The organism is Gemmatimonadota bacterium, from assembly GCA_026706345.1.
Lineage (GTDB): Bacteria > JAAXHH01 > JAAXHH01 > JAAXHH01 > JAAXHH01 > JAAXHH01.
This window is the reverse complement of sequence record JAPOYX010000178.1, coordinates 18023-35573: the sequence shown is the minus strand read 5'-3', so window position 1 is coordinate 35573 and position 17551 is coordinate 18023. Positions and strand designations below refer to the sequence as shown.

The window sequence follows — 17551 nt, the reverse complement described above, 5'->3', positions numbered from 1 at the left end:
CCCGAATAACCCGGAAAGCCCGGCGGGAGCATGGTATACGCGGGGAGGGCCGTGCCCCGGAGCACGATGTTGCACAGCGCTTCCCGGTCGATGGCGTGGCTGATGGCTTTTCGCACCCTGTGATCGCTGAACACGCCTTCGCGCGTCCTGAAGAAGAGATAGAGCGCGTTGAAATCCATGTACTTGTGCAATTCCGCACTCAGCACCGGATCGCTCTCGATACGGCTGAGGTCGCGCACATCAATCTGCACCAGGTCCAATTCGTCGTTTTCATAAGAAAGCAGTCCGGTATTAACCCGGTTCCTGAACATGGAGTGGATTTCGGACAAGTACCCCTTAATCGGACCGTTGTAGTAGGGATCGAGTGACAGTGTGAGGCGCTCTCCGATACGCCAGTTGTCCACCTTGTAGGACGAGTTGCTGACGACGTTCTCGTCCGACGCCCATCGCGGGCCGAACCTCTCGACCTGCCAGCGCGGTACCGGGATCGACGTGAAGAAGGCGGCGATCATGGGCAGGTAGGGACAGGGACCGTCGGTTTCGATCACGAGAGTCATGTCGTCTACCGCGTATACGCCGACCGAGTTTGGATCGTCGGTCTGCCCGGTGTTGAAGGCCCGGGCGCCCTTGATGTTGTAGTAGAAGAAGGCGTAGCCGCTGCCCGACGCGGGATCCAACATGCGCTTGTAGCTATACTCGAAATCGTGGGCCGTGACCGGCCGGCCGTCGCTCCACCTGGCGCCGGGACGCATGTGGAAGGTCCACTTCGTCTGGTCCTCGTTGGCCGACCACTCGGAAGCGGCACCCGGGATCACGCGGTTGTTGTGGTCCAGCATGGTGAGGCGTTCGAAGAGGAAGACGATGCCGCCCACCTCATAGATGGCCACGCCAATGTCCAGGTTGGTCGGCTCGTCGTTCAGGAAACGGAATACCTGCCGGCCGAGGGGCGCCGCATCCGCCGGCATCACCCTGCCGACGGCGTTGCGCACCTGGGCTTCCGGATGACCCGGTAAATACGAAAGACCGCCGATCACAAGGACCAGCGAAATGACTACTATGGCCGCGTGTTTCATCGTTTTACCTCACAGGTCATGCATACGTTCAACGGGTCAGGGACGTTCCGATCGCTGCAGGTTCAGCCAGGCCATTTCGTCCTCCGAAAGGGATGCCTGCAGTGCCTGCAGGTTGGACCTGATCTCTTCCCCGTTCCGGGCGCCTACCAGGGCGTAGATGTTCAGGGACTGGCCGAGCACGTAGGCCAGGGCGACCTGGGGGATGGACAAATCCTTTTCCTCCGCCAGTTGACCGACACGGTCCAGCCGTTCGAAGTTGTCGTCTGTGCAGTAGGCCCGAACCGCGCTCTCGTCAAACAAACCCTGCTCGACCAAGGATTCATAGTTCCCCCGGTTCACCCGACCGGAGAAGAATCCATTGGCGATGCTGGACCAGGTGAAGAGTGGCATCTGGTTTTCCTGGTACCAGGAGCGCGCGGCAGCGCCGTCATTCCCGCTGATGCTGATACATCCCCTCCACGGCGGTTCGGACTGCTCGGCCAGACTGAAATTCGGACTGCTCACCGTGAAGGGCTGCTGGCCGCTGGTCGCGGCGTACAGGTTAGCCCGCTCGATCCGGTCGTGGGTCCAGTTGGAGCCGCCGACCACGCCCAGATTGCCCGTGCCGATATAGTGATTGAGCCGATCCACGATCGGTCCGACCGGCACCCGGATATCATCCCGGTGCAGGAGGTAGAAATCGATGTAGTTGGTTCGCAGCCGGGCCAGGGAATCGTGCAGGTCCGACGATATATCGTAGGGCGTCACCCGTTCCCGGTCGGCATTCATGTGGCAGCACTTGGTCAGAATGACGACATCGTCGCGCAGGTCCCGTTCCTCGATCCACCTGCCCAGTACGCGTTCGCAGTCGCCCCCGCCATACAGATGACCACTGTCGAAGGTATTGATCCCCGCATCGTACACCTGGTCGAGCAGGTCGAAGCTGTATTCTTCTTCCGCGGTGCTCAACATGATCGTGCCCTGCACGAGACGGGACACGGGCTTGTCTACATTCTCTATGCGGCCGTACTCCATGGATGTTCCTCTAAATTCGTTAAAATCCTCTGTTGTCTGGTCTGTTTTTAAGTAACTCCGGCATAATCGCGGAATCTATCCTTCCATGGGGTATTTCAACCCGATCTCGGACCGGACGGCGTCCAGCGTCCTCATGATGGCCAGGGTCTCGTCCAGCGGAAGTGCGGAACTCTCGAGCAACCCTTCCCGCAGACACCGGCCCACTTCCTCGATCTCGTATTTGAATCCGTTTTCCACGCGTTCCGGCGCAACCGTGACCGGTTCTTTTCCTTCCACGCTCAGGGTTGCGGTATAGGAGTCATAGAACGGTGACGGGATATGGATATTTCCCCGAGTCCCGTGGATGGACACCGCCCCGGGCGTGCTGGTCCTGACCGCGCAGGTCAGGGCGGCCATGGCGCCTGTATCGTATCGAAAGGCCATGGTGGTCTGCTCATCAACGCCCGTTGTGCCGATATCCGCCAGCGCGGCGACCCGATCCGGCCTTTTCCCGTAGACCATCGAAGCAAGCGATACGACGTATACACCGATGTCCAGGAGGGCTCCACCCCCCAGTTCGGGATTCAGCAAGCGGCCCTCCGGATTGAATTTCGCGCGGAATCCGAAGTCGGCCATCATATTGCGTACTTCGCCAATGGTGTCGTCGGCGAGCCACTGACGTACCAGCGCGATGGTCGGCAGGAACCGCGTCCACATGGCCTCCATGAGGAAAACACCCCGCTGGCGCGCACACTGGATCATGATCTCTGCTTCTCGGGCATTCAGGGCGAAGGGTTTCTCGCAGAGTACAGGCTTGCCCGCGTTCAGGCAGAGCAGCGTGTCCCTGCAGTGCATGGGATGCGGGGTGGACACGTAGATCGCGTCGACCCCCGGGTCTTCCGCCAAGGACTGGTAGGATGCGTGTCTTCGGGGTACTTCGAACTCGTCGCCGAAGGCGTCCGCCGTCCCCTGGGCGCGGGATCCGACGGCCAAAAGCTCCGCATCCGGTACCACCGTGAGCGCATCGGCAAACTTATGGGCGATGGCACCCGTGCCGATTATTCCCCATCGTATCAATTCAGACATGTTCTCTCCAGGCTGTTGTGGTTCGTGCGGCCGTTGGGATAGTCTACTTCGGCGAGGTGCTTGCGTTCGCGGGGATCAATCGATGCGTTCCTCCGCCCAGCGGAGGACGGCCTCGGCGATGGCGATGGCCTCGGTGTAGTGCTGTTTCGGTGACGGCCTGATTCATGGGGTAGCGCGTGACAGTGGCGAATCGAGTGAGTTTCCTAGCCTGACCGACAGCGTCTGGGATTTCTTCGCCAGATTCCTTGAGCAATGAAAGCAACTGGGCCAAATCATGTATGTATGGGAAGTCGATTCCGCGCTTAATCATCAACGCCTTGATAGCTTTCTCGGCTGCCTGCTGAGCGTCGAAGCACAGGTCTTCGAGGTAGGAATCGGGCAAACGACTCTTGGCTCGCGACACATTGCTACTGGCACGTTTCAGCCAATTCCGAGGATCATCAGCCGGAAAACGCTCAGGTTCCTTCATACACCACCCTACCTTCCCGCAATGCCGGTTTGATGACCAATGCGTGGCTGTCCTTGTAACGCTCGACCGCCTGGGGCGTGACGACGACCGCATCGACGGCCGCCCCCGCGCCATCTAGGTTCATATATATATCGCCCATCAGGTCAAGCGGACTCGCGCATTCCTTTATGATGAGCAGATCGACATCACTGTGGCGATTCATCTCGCCACGGGCGGCGGACCCGAATAGGATGATCTTCTCCGGCTCTGCCACCTCGACGATCCGTCGGATGATTTCATTCAGGACCTGCGGGTCGAGCATTCCCTTGTTCATGGCATCCGTTTTATTGAATCGGGTAATTGGAACACCTTATTACAGCAATATACGCTGTCAATAGTCCTTCAGGTACCGATTTGCGTAGTCCTTGGTGAACCACAAGGTTAAGTCAATCTTGCCGACGTACAACGCCAATGGTATCGGAATAGTTGAGCAACTTAGTAATATCGAGTAGCTACGTTGATCTAGCTGCTTGAAACATCATCGGAAGCTTATGAAGTCGAAGCGTTTTCGTTTCAATTCAGCTAAAAAAGACTGTCCTTTGTCTTCTAGTGTTTTATAACGCCATACTTGATAGATCAGAAGCCAAAAGCGATCCTGCTCTCGAGTTTCCATATCCTTCAGCTTATCTGCTCGTCTCCGTATCGTATCACTAAAGTTCTTTACCCCAAAGCGTTTTGCGTAAGCTAGCAACAACACATTCGAGCGACGCGACAGTCATCTATCTTGATAACCTCTTGTAGCTTGTCCTCTGGCGTAGTCAAACGAAGGTTATGTTTGAGCAAGTAATACAAGGCATGGGCGATGGAATCTGGCAAGATTCGCTGAATACCAATTGTTAGGAGTTGTTCAGTGAAATCAAGAATGACTTTCTCGATCCCATCATAGCGATGCTTGTCGAACACGTGCTCGTCCAAGACTGGAGCAAGATATGGATATAGCAGCGCCAAGTTGATACTTTCCTGAACAAAGAGGCGCTTCGCTCGGTTATTGAGAGTCCGAGGAACCATCTTAAAGGCGTAATTCAAAACAGCATAGGTTTCCGCTCCATGAGCTAGATTCAGTGCCAAGTCTAGGAGCGAACGGTCTTGAAGTGAACAGTTTCACCTTTAGCAGGCAATCGGAAATTGTTCAATTCCCGTACCCATCCTTCACTAATTGGAAGCGGCATCGGCAAGATTTCAGTCTTACTCCCGTTCAAAACAAGCTCGTATTCGCGCAGTTGCATTCCGAGATCATGGATAAACTTTTCAGCTTCTTCGTGGGTTTTTGCATAAAAAGTATAATCGTCAATATAGCGGTAAAACCGACTGTATCCCTTCCGGATCATCTCATGATCAATTCTGGTCAGTATAATCTCGGAAACGACGTTGGATGGGTGTGGCCCAATCAGGAGTCCATTGGTCTGTCCATCTCGGGTCCCTCGAGTGACTTTGTCCAAGAGATTCCCTTCCAATAAGACTGATTCGTCCTTTTTCGATTTACTGCGCCCATGAATCACCCAAGGGATTGAGTGGGTATAGATGCCGGGGAAGCAATGCGATATATCTGTGCGAGCAACATAATACGCACCGGTCATTTTTCGAATGTCGGATTCTTCGTTGTCAAGATACTCGTTTCCTTTGTAATTCATCCGAAAAACACCGCTTACTTGACGTTTTTCGAACAAAGAGACGGCTCACGGGTATCTTCGGTTTTGCACAATGGTCTTTGTTTTTTCCCAATGGCGCTTCAGAGCTAGACACTGGACTATATGGCTTTCGGGATGGGGAATCCCCATATAGCGAGGAGTGTTGACATGGCGTAATGATTCGTAACGTATGAAATCGTGGGTCCGTTTTTTTTAGAAGCTTATCCAGTTCATTTTTATCGTCTTCTGTTAACAGCTTTCGAAGATCAGTCGGGACATGATTTGAAAGCCCTGCAGTGCTAAAGCACGGTGGAGTTTTTTCACCGAATAAGCCGTAGTCAACCAGCCCTACGAATGCCTCGTCCTTCGTAAGACCGAGCCCTGTTGTTTGTCTCCACACTGTCTCACCTAGAAATGCTATTACCACAGTGGAACCGGAATCCACTTAGGTCAACCAATGGTACAGATCACATAAACTGATTTAGCGCTTACACAGCGTAGAGCACGGATGCGCGACCGAGTCCTAAATCGCTTGGTTTTCTACACAAACAGGAGCATCCCGATGATGGTTGCAGTCATTCTATTCTGAGATTCCGGACCCCTGGTCACCGCGAGCACGTTTCAGGTATTTCGGTCGCTCAGATCAGATAACAGCCACAGCACTCCGGGCCATTTCGTCCCAGTCCGGCTCCGGCGCGGGGCGGTCGCTCCAGGCGATCGACATGGCGCCGTCTTCCACGACGAGCGTTCCCCGGCAGTCGAGTTCCTCTTCCGGTGGACACGGCCGCAGCCCCATGTACGCTTCGAAGACGGGGTCGTTCCCGACAGCCAGGATAACCTGGTGATCGCCTCCATGCACCTCCACGCCGAAACTTTCGGCCAGTTGGGCCTGCTTGACCTGGCCCGTGATGCCGACGCCCCGCTGCCGGACGATATCGGCGGCCTGCATCGCCAGGTACGGCGCCGTGTTGTACGGCTGTCCCCCGATGGCGCCAATCCACTCCAGGGTGAGGACCGGGAGATCGAGGGTGGCGCAGAGTTTCTTCAGTCCCATGATGTCGTAGTCCTGCAAAGGCTCCTCGATCCACCGGTATCCGCACTTCTCCATGATGCGCCCGATCTTCACGGCCTCTTCGTAGGTATACGACTCGACGGGATCGTGAAAGAGCATGATCTCGTCACCGAGAGCTTCCCGCAACTTGACGGCCATCTCCCCGTTGGTCTTCACGCCCCGGTAGGAATGGTCCTTGCAGCCGATGAATCCCTCTTCAGCCACGCGCTTCACCGCGTTTTCCACCAGGTCGTCGATGGTCCGGCCGCCCACGTTGCAGTAGGCGGGCACGCTTTCCCGGCATGCGCCCAGCAGCTTGTAGATGGGCAGGCGGGCGCTGCGGCTCGCCAGGTCCCACAACATCCGGTCGACCGTATCCAGTAGCCCTCTTCCCGTGTACATGAAGCGCTGGGCCATCCAGAACCGCTGCCACACGTATTCCCGGTCGAAGGCGTCCACGCCGATGAGCATGTGGGCATACCGCGCCAGGAACTGGCGGCCCTGCCATTCCAGTTCCCGGGGGTCGAAACCCGTGCCATAGTCGGCGTAGGCGTCCAGGTCGCCGTCTGTCACGAGACGGACCACCAGCCGGTACTTCGATTCCGGTCCGTCTCCGGTGAAGGCGTATCCGTCGGGCGCGTCGGCGCCAAATCCCTGGTCATGGGTAAACAGCCCGGAGATGCCCGGCGGCACGGGTGCCATGCTGCCCCGGTCCGCGCTGCTCTCCCGGCGCGTTTCGGGTTCACCTTTCAGCACGTAACATTTGACGTCCCGGATCTGCATGGGATTTCCTTGTTCAGCCGGCCGCGCCGTTTCAGGTGGCCGCACCATTTTTCAGCCGGCCGCGCCGTTTGTCGGGACGACCACGCCGTTTCAGGATTCGATCAGGTTCGACGTGTTCTCCATGACCGCGTCCAGGTCGACATCCATGCCTAGGCCCGGCAGTTCGGGCAAGTGGACGAAGCCGTCCTTTACCCGTAGCGGGTCGCGGATGAAGGTCGATGCAGTCTCATTTCCCGTCATCTCAATAAAGGGCGAGTTTCTGAGTGCGCCTGCCAGATGCAGATGGGCGAAGCCGTCGCATATCCCGGCGCCGTCCAGGTGGCAGTACGCTCCGAACGCCTCGGCGCAACGGGCGGATTTCAGGACATCGGTTAAACCGCCGGCGCCTCCCACGCTCGTTCGAATGTGATCACCGGACTGCGCCGTCATGACCTGGGATGCCTCGATTGGACTGCACACCTCCGTACTGGTCGGTGTATCGATTTCACCGGCCACCTGCTTCCCACCGGAGTGATCGTTCCGGGCACGCGGGCGATCGAAGCAGAAATAGTCCGCCTCGTCAAGCACCCGGCCGATCCGTATCGCCTCGTCAACCACGCACCGGCCCCGGCCGTCGAGAACCAACGGGAAATCCGGCCCCACCGCCGCACGCACCTCGCGTACCAGGTGGACGAGGGCACTTTCATCCGTCGGCGCGCCGAACCGATAGGCTTTGAATCCGGCCTGCTGCGCGTCTTTCGCTTCCCGGACGATCTCGGAGGGAGTGCCTTCCCCCGTGCCGCTCAGGCAGACCGGTACGCGATCCCGGAACCCGCCTAAGTGCCTGAAGAGCGGCCGTCCCGCTATCTTCGCCGAGAGGTCCCACAGGGCGACGTCTACCCCGGCGCGCAGGGACGGGGGCAACGCTCCGTCCATTTCCTTCAGCGTCCACCAGGACCGTTCCCGATCCATCGGATCCGAATGCCCCAGAATGGATGCCACGCGTTCCACGTGGGACCCCGTGGCGGAAATACCGGTACAGTGCCCCTCCGGACCCGTATCGGTCAGCAGGCGCAGCAGACCCGCGGGCTGGTGCAGGACGATTTTGGAGATTTCCATTGGATTTATCTGAGATTTCTGATGCCGGCTATCTGCGCGCATCCAGATTCCGGCTATCCGCATACAGGTTCCCAAGCCGACTGTGTCTACGGTTCGTCTCTTTCTGCGAATCAGTTCGTGGCGCCCAGGGGAAACACAGGCCGGTCCCGCTGTTGATCCGTGAGGGGACGGCTTCCGCTTTCCGTGACGACGACGGACTGTTCCAGGTGCAGGGACCCGACTCCCGCCAGGCACAGCGGCGCTTCCACGTTGAGTACCATGTCTTCTTCAATGGGCAGGTCGGAAGGGATATCCACGCAGTCATCCGAGATGCTCAGGCCGTTGTCCGGGGCCAGGACGGGGTAGTCCCGCACTTCCATGCCGACCCCGTGACCGTGAGGGTACATGGCCAGGCCGGCGCCGTCCACCACGTCCTGCATCGCGGCCTGTACCGTCGAGGCGTTCACGCCGGGCCGTATCGCGGCCAGGCCGGCGTCCATGGACGCACGAAGCACGTCGAATCGGTCCTGCATGTCGTCGGACAGGGGTTCCATGGCGAAAGTGGTCCCGGTATCCGAATAGCAGGACCGGTACCGGCATCCCCAGTCCACGTACTCCACCTCGGATTCCCCGAGGATGAAATCCGGTTCCGTCGCGATGCCGAGTCCGTGGACCCCGAAGGCAAAATGATCGAGGTCCGCCCCCCTTTTACCCAACTCCGCCCGGAACCGGTGAATGACGTCCTGCACGTTGTCGCCGGGACTTGCCTGTTCCATGGCCGTCATGGCCGCTGCTTCGCTGATTTCAGCCGCCTGGGCGAGACGGTCGATTTCGTCGCCTGTCTTGACCATGCGTAAGAGCCGGATGAGGTTGGAGCAGTCCAACAGCCGGGCACCGGGGAGCGCCTGGCGCAACTCCTCGTATCGGGCGGCGGTCATGCCGTCCGCTTCCACGCCCAGCGTTCCACCGGAAAGACCCCGGTCGCCCAGGGCGCCGGCGAGCGCTTCCGTGGTCGTACCGTAATCCGGTTCGCTTTTCAGGAGGGTGTATAAGCGGTCCATCCGGTCAGGCAACGGCCTCGGAGGCAGGGACCAGTCGAGACCGGAATCGCCGCTGATCCGCAGGTCCCTCACCCGCAGGTCCGCGCCGTTGACGGCCAGCATCGATCCGGTCACCGCCAGCGCGGGCTCGCCATCGAGGGGAAACAGCGCGTATCCCTGCGCGAGATCCGCCGAACCGCCGGGCCGGACCATGTACTCCTTCATGAGCCCGTCGATCCAGATGAAATAGTCCGTAAAATAGGTGATGTTCACGGGAGAGGTCGCGATCAGCGCGTCGAGACCGCATTCCCGCATGAATTCCCTGGCCCGTTCGACGTTGAAGAGCATCTGGGTATCGTTTCGGGTTGGTACGATTTCGGCGTGTAGACACCGCCGTTTCCGGTAAAAACCGGCGCGGTCGCAGAGGTGCGATGACGAATCGAACCAGTATAGAAACGCCTCCGGCCAATGTCAACGATCGAATCATAAAGCGGAGCTGCCGCGGGAGATGCCGGCGCCATCTTTCCCTTGACAAAAAGCCTCGATTCGGATTACTAGGGACATGCGGCGGACGTGCAGCGGACATGCACTGGGAATCGTATCTGTACCCTCCGGGCAACCTCGAAGAACGCATCGCTCCATGATCCACATCGTAGATTATGATGCCGGAAATCAGACCTCGGTGAAAAGAGCGCTGGATCACCTGGGCGCGGCTTCGATCATCACGTCCGATCCGGAGGAACTGTGCCGTGCGGAGCGCATCGTATTTCCCGGCGTGGGCCATGCCCATTCCGCCCTGGTGACGCTTCGTGAAAGAGGGCTCGACGAGGCCCTTGAAACGGCCGGCGACCGGGGCATACCGATCCTGGGAATCTGCGTGGGTTGCCAGATCCTGCTTTCGGATTCCGAGGAAACCGATCTGCCGTGCCTGGACCTGATTGGCGGCCGGTGCCTTCGATTCCGACCGGAGGATCCCGCCCTGAAGGTGCCCCACATGGGCTGGAACGAACTGCGTGCGAGCCAGGCGCATCCCGTGCTCCGCCATCTGCGTCCGGGCGATGAGGTCTACTTCGTCCACTCATACTATCCAGCCCCGGCTGACGGGCGGGATGTGCTGGCCGTGAGCCGGTACGGCGTGGAGTTCGCAGCCGTCATCGGCAGGGACAACATCGTCGCGACCCAGTTTCACGTGGAGAAGAGCGGTCCGGTGGGGCTGAAGATCCTGGACGAATTCGTGAAATGGGACGGAAAGGCATGCTGAGCAAGCGGCTCATTTCCTGCCTGGATGTCCGTGACGGCAGGCTGGTCAAGAGCGTCCGGTTCGTCAACACGAAGGACATCGGCGACCCGGTTTCCGCGGCGCGGCGGTATTACGACGCCGGCCTGGACGAGCTCGTTTTCTACGACATCACGGCATCGAGCGATCAGCGCGACATTATGCTCGACGTGGTGGAAGACGTCGCCAGACAGGTGTTCATTCCCTTTTCGGTGGGCGGGGGCCTCCGGTCGGCCGAGGACTGCCGCAGGGTCCTCGAAGCCGGCGCGGAGAAGGTCAACCTGAACACGGCCGCCGTCGCCAATCCCGAGGTCATTTCCGAAGCGGCCGATGCCTTCGGCGTTCAGGCCGTCGTGCTGTCCATGGACGTGAAGGCTTCCCCGGACGGCTCATTACCCTCCGGTTACGAGATCGTGACCCACGGCGGCCGCCGGAACACCGGTATGGACGCCATCGAATGGGCCCGGCATGGAGAGACCCTCGGGGCCGGGGAGATCGTCGTCAATTCCATAGACGCGGACGGTACGCTGGAAGGATACGAGTTGACCCTCACGCGCAAGATCGCCGACACCGTGGGCATACCTGTCATCGCCTCGGGCGGCGGAGGCCGGCCGGAACACCTGTACGACGCCCTCACGGCCGGCGGTGCCGACGCGGCCCTGGTGGCTTCCATGCTCCACTACGGACACTACTCCGTGGGATCCATCAAGCAGTTTCTGCATGACGAGGGGTTGAAGATTCGATTGACCGGTTAGCGGGAGTACAAACTATGGCATGGTCGAGACGTACCTTTCTCAGGAGTACCGGACTGGCGGGCGCCGGCGCGGCCGTCGGCGGGCTGTCCGCGGTGCTGGACGGCTGCGCTGTCGCCCAGCACTACGACGTCATCATCACAGGGGGAACGGTGATAGACGGCACGGGCGCGCCACCCGTAATCGCGGACGTCGCGATCGCGGGAGACCGTATCGTGAAAATCGGTCCGGTCAGGGGTACCGGAACAACGACGGTCGATGCATCGGGAAAGATCGTCTGCCCGGGATTCATCGACATACATTCCCACACCGATCTTTCCCTGCTGGTGAACCCCAGGGCCGAAAGCAAGATCCGGCAGGGCGTGACCACGGAGGTGGCCGGACAGGACGGCTCGTCGCTGGCGCCTCTGACGGAAGACCGGCTGAAGTCGCTGCAGGAGGGTTACGGACGCAGATACGGCGTGGACATCGAATGGACGGATTTCACCGGCCTGTTCAACACCCTGGAGCAGCAGGGCATCGGGGTCAATTTCATGTCCCTGGCGGGACAGGGCACCATTCGCGGATATGTCGTGGGGAACGAAAACGTACCGGCCGGCGCGCGGCAGATCGACTCGATGAAGGCCCTCGTGGACCAGGCCATGTCAGAGGGGGCCTGGGGACTTTCATCCGGGCTTGAATACACGCCGGGAAGTTTCGCCGACGAGGATGAAATCGCCGAACTCTGCCGCGTGGCGGCGGGGTACAACGGGTTCTACGCCACCCACATGCGAAACGAGGATGATTACCTCATAGAAGCCGTAAGCGAGGCGATCAGTACCGCCGGAAAAGCCGAAATCTCCCTTCAGATCGCCCATTTCAAAGCGTCCGGCAGACGGAACCTGGAAAAAGTCTCCGTGGCTTTCGACATGATCGAGCAGGCGGTCGACGAGGGCATGGAAATCACCCTGGACCGATACCCCTACATCGCCTACGCGACGACACTGCAGAACCTGTTTCCCACCCGTTTTCGCTCAGGCGGGGCCGAAGCGTTCGTGGCCCGGCTGCAGGCGCCGGACTCGCTGCCTCTGATGAAACGGGCGGCCATTGAGAAAGTCGACATGCTGGGAGACTGGAGCGCCGTGATGATCACTTCGGTCGCCAGGGCGGAAAACCAGGATTACGTGGGCCGGCGCGTTTCGGAGATCGTGGCGGACAGCGGGCAGGACCCCTTCGAGTTCGTCCGGGAGCTGCTCATAGCGGAGAACGGGAGCGTGGGCATGGTAGGATTCGGCATGAGCGAGGAGGAGATCCGTTCGGTGCTGACCCATCCGCTCGTCATGGTGGCCTCGGACGGCGGGGCCGCGGCCGATTACGGCCCGTTGAGCGAAACCACGCCCCATCCCCGGTTCTATGGCACCTTTCCCAGGGTACTCGGCAAGTACTGCCGCGACGACAGGTTGTTCGATCTGCCTGTCGCAGTGCACAAGATGACCGGCATGCCCGCCCGGAGACTGGGACTTTCAGACAGGGGTACGATCGACGTGGGTCTGGTCGCCGATCTCGTGGTATTTGATCCCGAGACCGTCATCGACCGGGCGGACTTCATGAATCCCCATCAGTACGCACAGGGCATCGACTGCGTCCTGGTCAACGGCTCTGTCGCCGTGGAGAAGGGCGAACACACCGGCGCGCTGGCCGGCAGGGTGTTGCGGAAGCAGACGGGGGCCGCCTGACCGGTGTCAAACACGGGGATTCAGGCCGCGTGATTCGGTCGACAGGCCGCCGGCAGGGTCTGCTCATCCACGACGCGATGAGACGGCCAGGTCTTTAATCAGGCCGCTGCGCAGGTCGAAAACCCAGCCGTGCACTTGCAGTCCGGTCTCTTCTATCGACTTCCGTGCTTCCGGAAACGCCAGGATGTTCGCGCACTGGGCGTGGACATTGAACTCGACCATGCGGTCGCACCGGTCCGTTTGATCCGGGATGGATTCCAGTTCGGTTTCGTGGCGTTGCCGGACCGTTCTCAGGTTCTGCAGCCAGGGCTCGAGCGGGCCGAGGTCGTCCGACCCCAGCACCGCCTTGGCGGCCCCGCAGTCGTAGTGTCCGCATACCACGATATGCCCGACTTTCAAATGCTCGACGCCGTAGATGACGGCGGACCGGGTATTCGGGTCAGCGGAAGATATCAGGTTGCCCACGTTGCGGTGTACGAAAACCTCACCCGGTCCGGCCCCCATGAAGGCCTCGGGCATCACCCGGCTGTCCGAACATCCGATATAGAGTATGCCGGGCCGCTGCGGCCCCGACAGCCGCTCGAGGTAGCCGGGGTCGGCGCTCAGTTTTCTCTTGATCCAATGGGTGTTTTTTTCGAAAATGCGGTCTGGATTCATGGATTCAACGGAATGTATCTTTGATTGAACAGGCGAGATAGTCTCAGATCACGAACGCGGGCAGTCCTGTGCCCGCGTGCCTGCCTGCTGGCTGGCTGGCTGGCTGGCTGGTAATAGTATAGGCCGCCGGTCGCTCTTCGTCAACATGGACCGGTCCGGAGATCCACGATGAACAACCACCCGTCCAGGGACGCCGCTCCAATGTCCTTCTCCATCGGCATAGACGTCGGTGGAACGTTCACGGATTTCGTGGTGGCGGAAGGCGATTCCGCGCCCCGTTACTTCAAGACGGCGTCGACCCCCCACGCACCTTCCGATGCTGTGATGAACGGACTCCGGGACATCGGGGCGGCCTATGGTCTTCCCGCCGCCGAGCTGCTGTCCCGAACCCGCCTGTTCATCCATGGCACCACCGTCGCCACCAACACGCTCCTGGAACGCAAGGGCGCCCGGGTCGGCCTGATCACCACCGAGGGCTTCCGGGACCTGCTGGCGCTGCGGGAAGGCCTGAAAGAAGACCGGTACAATCTCCGGATGACGCCCGTCGAACCGCTGGTTCCCCGGCCGCTGCGGCGCACGCTCAAAGAACGTATCCGCGCCGACAGCGCCGTCGAGGCGCCCGTGGATTCCGGAGCACTCGACGAGATTCTGGACGAACTCGTGCGGGCCGGCGTGGAATCGGTGGCGGTCTGTCTCATTTTCTCCTACCTCAACCCGGCGCATGAACGGCTGGTGGGTGAACGCATCCGCCGCCGCTATCCCGATCTGTACCTCTCGCTCTCCTCGGAGATCCTGCCTCAGATCAAGGAATACGACCGCCTGAGCACCACGGCCGTCAACGCCTACGTAGGACCGGTCTACGCCCGGTATCTCAGGCGGATGCAGGAGGAGACCTCGCGCCTGGGCCTAGAGCGTGATGTACTGACCATGACGTCCAACGGAGGGGTGACTCCCCTGGACGTCGCGGCGCAGCAGGCCGTTCAGGCCATTCTCTCCGGCCCGGCCGGAGGCGTCAGCGGAGCCGTGGCCTACGGCCGCCTGATCGGCGAGACCGATCTCATCGGATTCGACATGGGCGGGACAAGTACGGACATCTCGGTGATCGAAGCCGGCGATCCGCAGATTTCCGGGGAACATTACGAAGGGGGATGGAAGATCGCCGTGCCGATGATCGATCTCCACACGCTGGGGGCGGGCGGTGGCAGCATCGCGCGGGTGGATGACGGGGGAACCCTCCACGTCGGCCCCCGGAGCGCGGGCGCCGACCCGGGACCGGCCTGTTACGGACGGGGCGGCGATCAGCCCACGGTTACTGACGCCAACCTGGTCCTCGGGTATCTCGATTCGAAGAATTTCCTGGGCGGAAGGACGCCCTTGTACCCGGATCTGTCCGAAGAGGCCATGGAGACATACGTTGCGGAACCCCTGGGCCTAAGTCTGGAGGAAGCCGCGCTTGGCGTGCTTGACGTCGTGACCACGGCCATGGCCGAGGGCATACGGCTGCTGACCGTGCGGCGCGGCGGAGATCCCCGCAACTTCTCCCTGCTCGCCTTCGGCGGCGCGGCGGGGCTCCACGTGGGCAAAGTCGCCCGCAAGACGGGCATCGGCAGGGTCTACCTTCCTTCGGCGGCTCCGGTGCTGTCGGCGTACGGCATGCTGGCTTCCGACCTCAGGTACGATTTCGCCCAGTCGTTCACGGCCAGTCTGGATGTCGTCGACCTCGACGAAGTAAGACGGCTGACGGACCACATGGCGGACCAGGGCATCGCACAACTGAGGAAACAGGAGCTGAGGGACGAAGATATCTCCATCCGGTTCACGGCCGACATGCGGTACCTCGACCAGATTTACGAAGTGAACGTGAACATCCCGGATCTGTCCCAGGACGACGGGGCTATTCGCCGGTCCTGGGCGGCCCTGTTTCACGACCGGTACCGGACCCTCTATTCCTACCACCAGCTCGACCAGGAGATCCGCCTGGTCACGCTGCGCGCCACGGTAACGGGGAAGTTACCGTCCGTTACCCTGCCGGAGAAAGAGGAGACCGGTTCGACCGCGGATGCCCGCAAAGGCACACGCCGCATTTACACGGGTACCTGGACCGAGGCCGACGTTTTCGCCGCCGATGCGCTGGCGCCGGGTACCGTGATCGACGGCCCGGCCATCGTCGAATCCGACTTCACGACCGTACTCGTGGAAGAGGGCGACCGCCTCGAGGTTGACTCCCACGGCGGCCTGGTACTGATCGTGTCGTCCGCCACGCCGGATGCGGCATCGGTCAGGTCGGATCCAATTACGCACTCGGTGGTGGCGCACCGTCTGGAGTCGATCGCCCGCGAGATGGCGGACGTCATGATCCGCACCTCCATGTCGCAGATCCTGAATTCCAGCCGGGATTTCTCCACCGCGATCCTCGACGCGAGAGGACAACTGGTGGCGCAGGGAGAGGGTATTCCCGTGCACATCAGCGCCCTGCCCCCGTCCGTCGAAGCGGTATGCGAATACTTCGGAGACGACATCAACGAGGGTGATCTGTTCATCCTGAACGACCCCTACTTCGGCGGAAGCCACCTTCCGGACATCACGGCGATCTACCCCGTCTTCCGCAACGGGACCCTGCTGTTTTTCGCGGTAAACCGGGCTCATCACAGCGACATCGGCGGGGGAACCCACGGCGGTTACAATCCCTCGGCCAGCGAACTGTACCACGAGGGCCTGCGGATTCCGCCCGTCAGGCTGTATGAATCCGGGCGGCCGCGGGAAGACCTGCTGCACATGCTGGCGGTCAACGTGCGTCACGCGGAGAACTTCTCCGGCGACCTGCATGCCCAGATCGGATCGGTGCAGATCGCCGCCCGCCGCCTGCAGGTGCTCCTCGACGATTACGGCGCAGACGGCCTGATGACCTCCGTGGAAGCCATCCTGGACAGCGCGGAACGGCGCATCCGGCAACTCATCGAGGGCTGGCCGGACGGCGTGTATCGAGGGGAAACACTGCTCGACGACGACGGTTTCGATGCCGAGGCGATCCCCATCCGCGCAAAGGTCACCGTACAGGACGACACCATGACCATCGACCTGAGCGATTCGAGTCCCCAGGTCACGGGCTTCATCAACAGCGCCTATGCCAATACCCGTTCCCTCGCCCACGTCGCCATCATGTACATGGCGCCGTCCGACGTGCCCAAGAACGAGGGCTCCATGCGGCCGGTGAAGGTGATCGCGCCCCGGGGCCTGATCGTGAACCCGAACCCCCCAGCGCCGGTCTGCATGAGTACCAACCACTGCGGGGAAGAGATCGTGGAGGCGGTGTTCAAGGCGCTGGCCCCGGTGGCGCCGGATGCCGTGAACGCGGGATTCTCCCGCCGGCTTCGTTTCGCGATCACCGGAAGCAATCCGCGCACGGGCAACCGATTCATATGGCACTTTTTCTTCGGCCGGGGCGGCGGCGGGGCATCCCGGGGTTACGACGGCTGGTCCTGCGTGGGCGAGGTCAACGTGGCCGGGGCGATCCGGAGTCCCAGCGTGGAGATCACCGAAGAGCGCTTCCCCTTCAAGATCGTCCGGAACGACCTGCGGCCCGGGTCAGGCGGGGACGGCACGTGGCGAGGCGGACTGGGCGCGGTCTTCGAGATGGTTTACGAGGGGGACGAGCCGGCGAAGCTGAACATGGCTGGAGACGGCGTGGTCAATCCGCCCTTCGGACTGTTCGGCGGCGAATCGGGCCTGCCGCACCGCTACATGGTGGTATCCAACGGCAGGGAGAGGATGCTCAAGTCCAAGGAAACCGAGGTGCCGATTCTGCCCGGAGACCGCATCGTCGCCCTCTCCGCCGGCGGAGGAGGATACGGACCGCCCCGGTCGCGGGATACGTCCAGCCGCGCCCGCGACCGGGATTCCGGCCTGGCCTGA

Annotated in this window: 14 protein-coding genes; 4 read left to right on the top strand and 10 right to left on the bottom strand. The window is 60.8% G+C overall.

The genetic code is table 11. The features are described 5' to 3' along the window. The 9 genes from OXG98_12130 to OXG98_12090 form a co-directional block, all read right to left on the bottom strand. On the bottom strand, positions 1-1073 hold a 1073-nt coding region (locus tag OXG98_12130; GenBank protein MCY3772749.1), incomplete at its 3' end, for a peptide ABC transporter substrate-binding protein. Between the two features lie 36 nt (positions 1074-1109). Then, positions 1110-2087 (bottom strand): aldo/keto reductase, encoded by a 978-nt coding sequence (locus tag OXG98_12125; GenBank protein MCY3772748.1) that lies wholly within the window; start codon positions 2085-2087, stop codon positions 1110-1112. Positions 2088-2162: 75 nt separating this feature from the next. Further along, positions 2163-3152: a Gfo/Idh/MocA family oxidoreductase gene (locus OXG98_12120; protein MCY3772747.1), complete on the bottom strand. Its 990-nt coding sequence runs from the start codon at positions 3150-3152 to the stop codon at positions 2163-2165. 43 nt (positions 3153-3195) lie between these two features. Then, the gene (locus tag OXG98_12115; GenBank protein MCY3772746.1) at positions 3196-3621 is read right to left on the bottom strand and encodes a HEPN domain-containing protein; all 426 of its coding nucleotides are present in this window, start codon (positions 3619-3621) and stop codon (positions 3196-3198) included. After that, positions 3608-3922, bottom strand: coding sequence for a nucleotidyltransferase domain-containing protein (locus OXG98_12110; protein ID MCY3772745.1), 315 nt, complete (start codon positions 3920-3922; stop codon positions 3608-3610). The genes OXG98_12115 and OXG98_12110 overlap by 14 nt, the downstream gene beginning before the upstream one ends. 808 nt (positions 3923-4730) lie before the next feature. Further along, on the bottom strand, positions 4731-5291 hold the full coding sequence (locus tag OXG98_12105; GenBank protein ID MCY3772744.1) for an RNA-directed DNA polymerase: 561 nt from the start codon (positions 5289-5291) through the stop codon (positions 4731-4733). A gap of 640 nt (positions 5292-5931) precedes the next feature. Beyond that, a complete protein-coding gene (locus OXG98_12100) occupies positions 5932-7122 on the bottom strand; it encodes a hypothetical protein (GenBank protein MCY3772743.1) in 1191 nt (396 codons plus the stop codon). 90 nt (positions 7123-7212) lie between these two features. Next, positions 7213-8262 carry a hypothetical protein gene (locus tag OXG98_12095; GenBank protein MCY3772742.1) on the bottom strand — a complete coding sequence of 350 codons (1050 nt, stop codon included), beginning with the start codon at positions 8260-8262 and terminating at the stop codon, positions 7213-7215. A gap of 68 nt (positions 8263-8330) precedes the next feature. Then, positions 8331-9587 (bottom strand): Xaa-Pro peptidase family protein, encoded by a 1257-nt coding sequence (locus OXG98_12090; GenBank protein ID MCY3772741.1) that lies wholly within the window; start codon positions 9585-9587, stop codon positions 8331-8333. Between the two features lie 292 nt (positions 9588-9879). Here OXG98_12090 and hisH point away from each other — a divergent pair, with 292 nt between their 5' ends. From hisH to OXG98_12075, 3 genes are read left to right on the top strand one after another with little or no spacing between them, the layout of a single operon-like run. Further along, on the top strand, positions 9880-10500 hold the full coding sequence (hisH, locus tag OXG98_12085) for an imidazole glycerol phosphate synthase subunit HisH (GenBank protein MCY3772740.1): 621 nt from the start codon (positions 9880-9882) through the stop codon (positions 10498-10500). Next, positions 10494-11270, top strand: coding sequence for an imidazole glycerol phosphate synthase subunit HisF (gene hisF, locus OXG98_12080; protein ID MCY3772739.1), 777 nt, complete (start codon positions 10494-10496; stop codon positions 11268-11270). Before hisH ends, hisF begins: the two co-directional genes overlap by 7 nt. Before the next feature lie 14 nt (positions 11271-11284). Further along, positions 11285-12982, top strand: a complete 1698-nt coding sequence (locus OXG98_12075) for a D-aminoacylase (GenBank protein ID MCY3772738.1) — start codon at positions 11285-11287, stop codon at positions 12980-12982. Positions 12983-13045: 63 nt separating this feature from the next. Here OXG98_12075 and OXG98_12070 read toward each other — a convergent pair whose 3' ends face one another. Next, positions 13046-13639, bottom strand: a complete 594-nt coding sequence (locus OXG98_12070; GenBank protein MCY3772737.1) for a carbonic anhydrase — start codon at positions 13637-13639, stop codon at positions 13046-13048. A gap of 168 nt (positions 13640-13807) precedes the next feature. Between OXG98_12070 and OXG98_12065 the strand changes: the two genes are divergently transcribed. After that, a complete protein-coding gene (locus tag OXG98_12065; protein MCY3772736.1) occupies positions 13808-17551 on the top strand; it encodes a hydantoinase B/oxoprolinase family protein in 3744 nt (1247 codons plus the stop codon).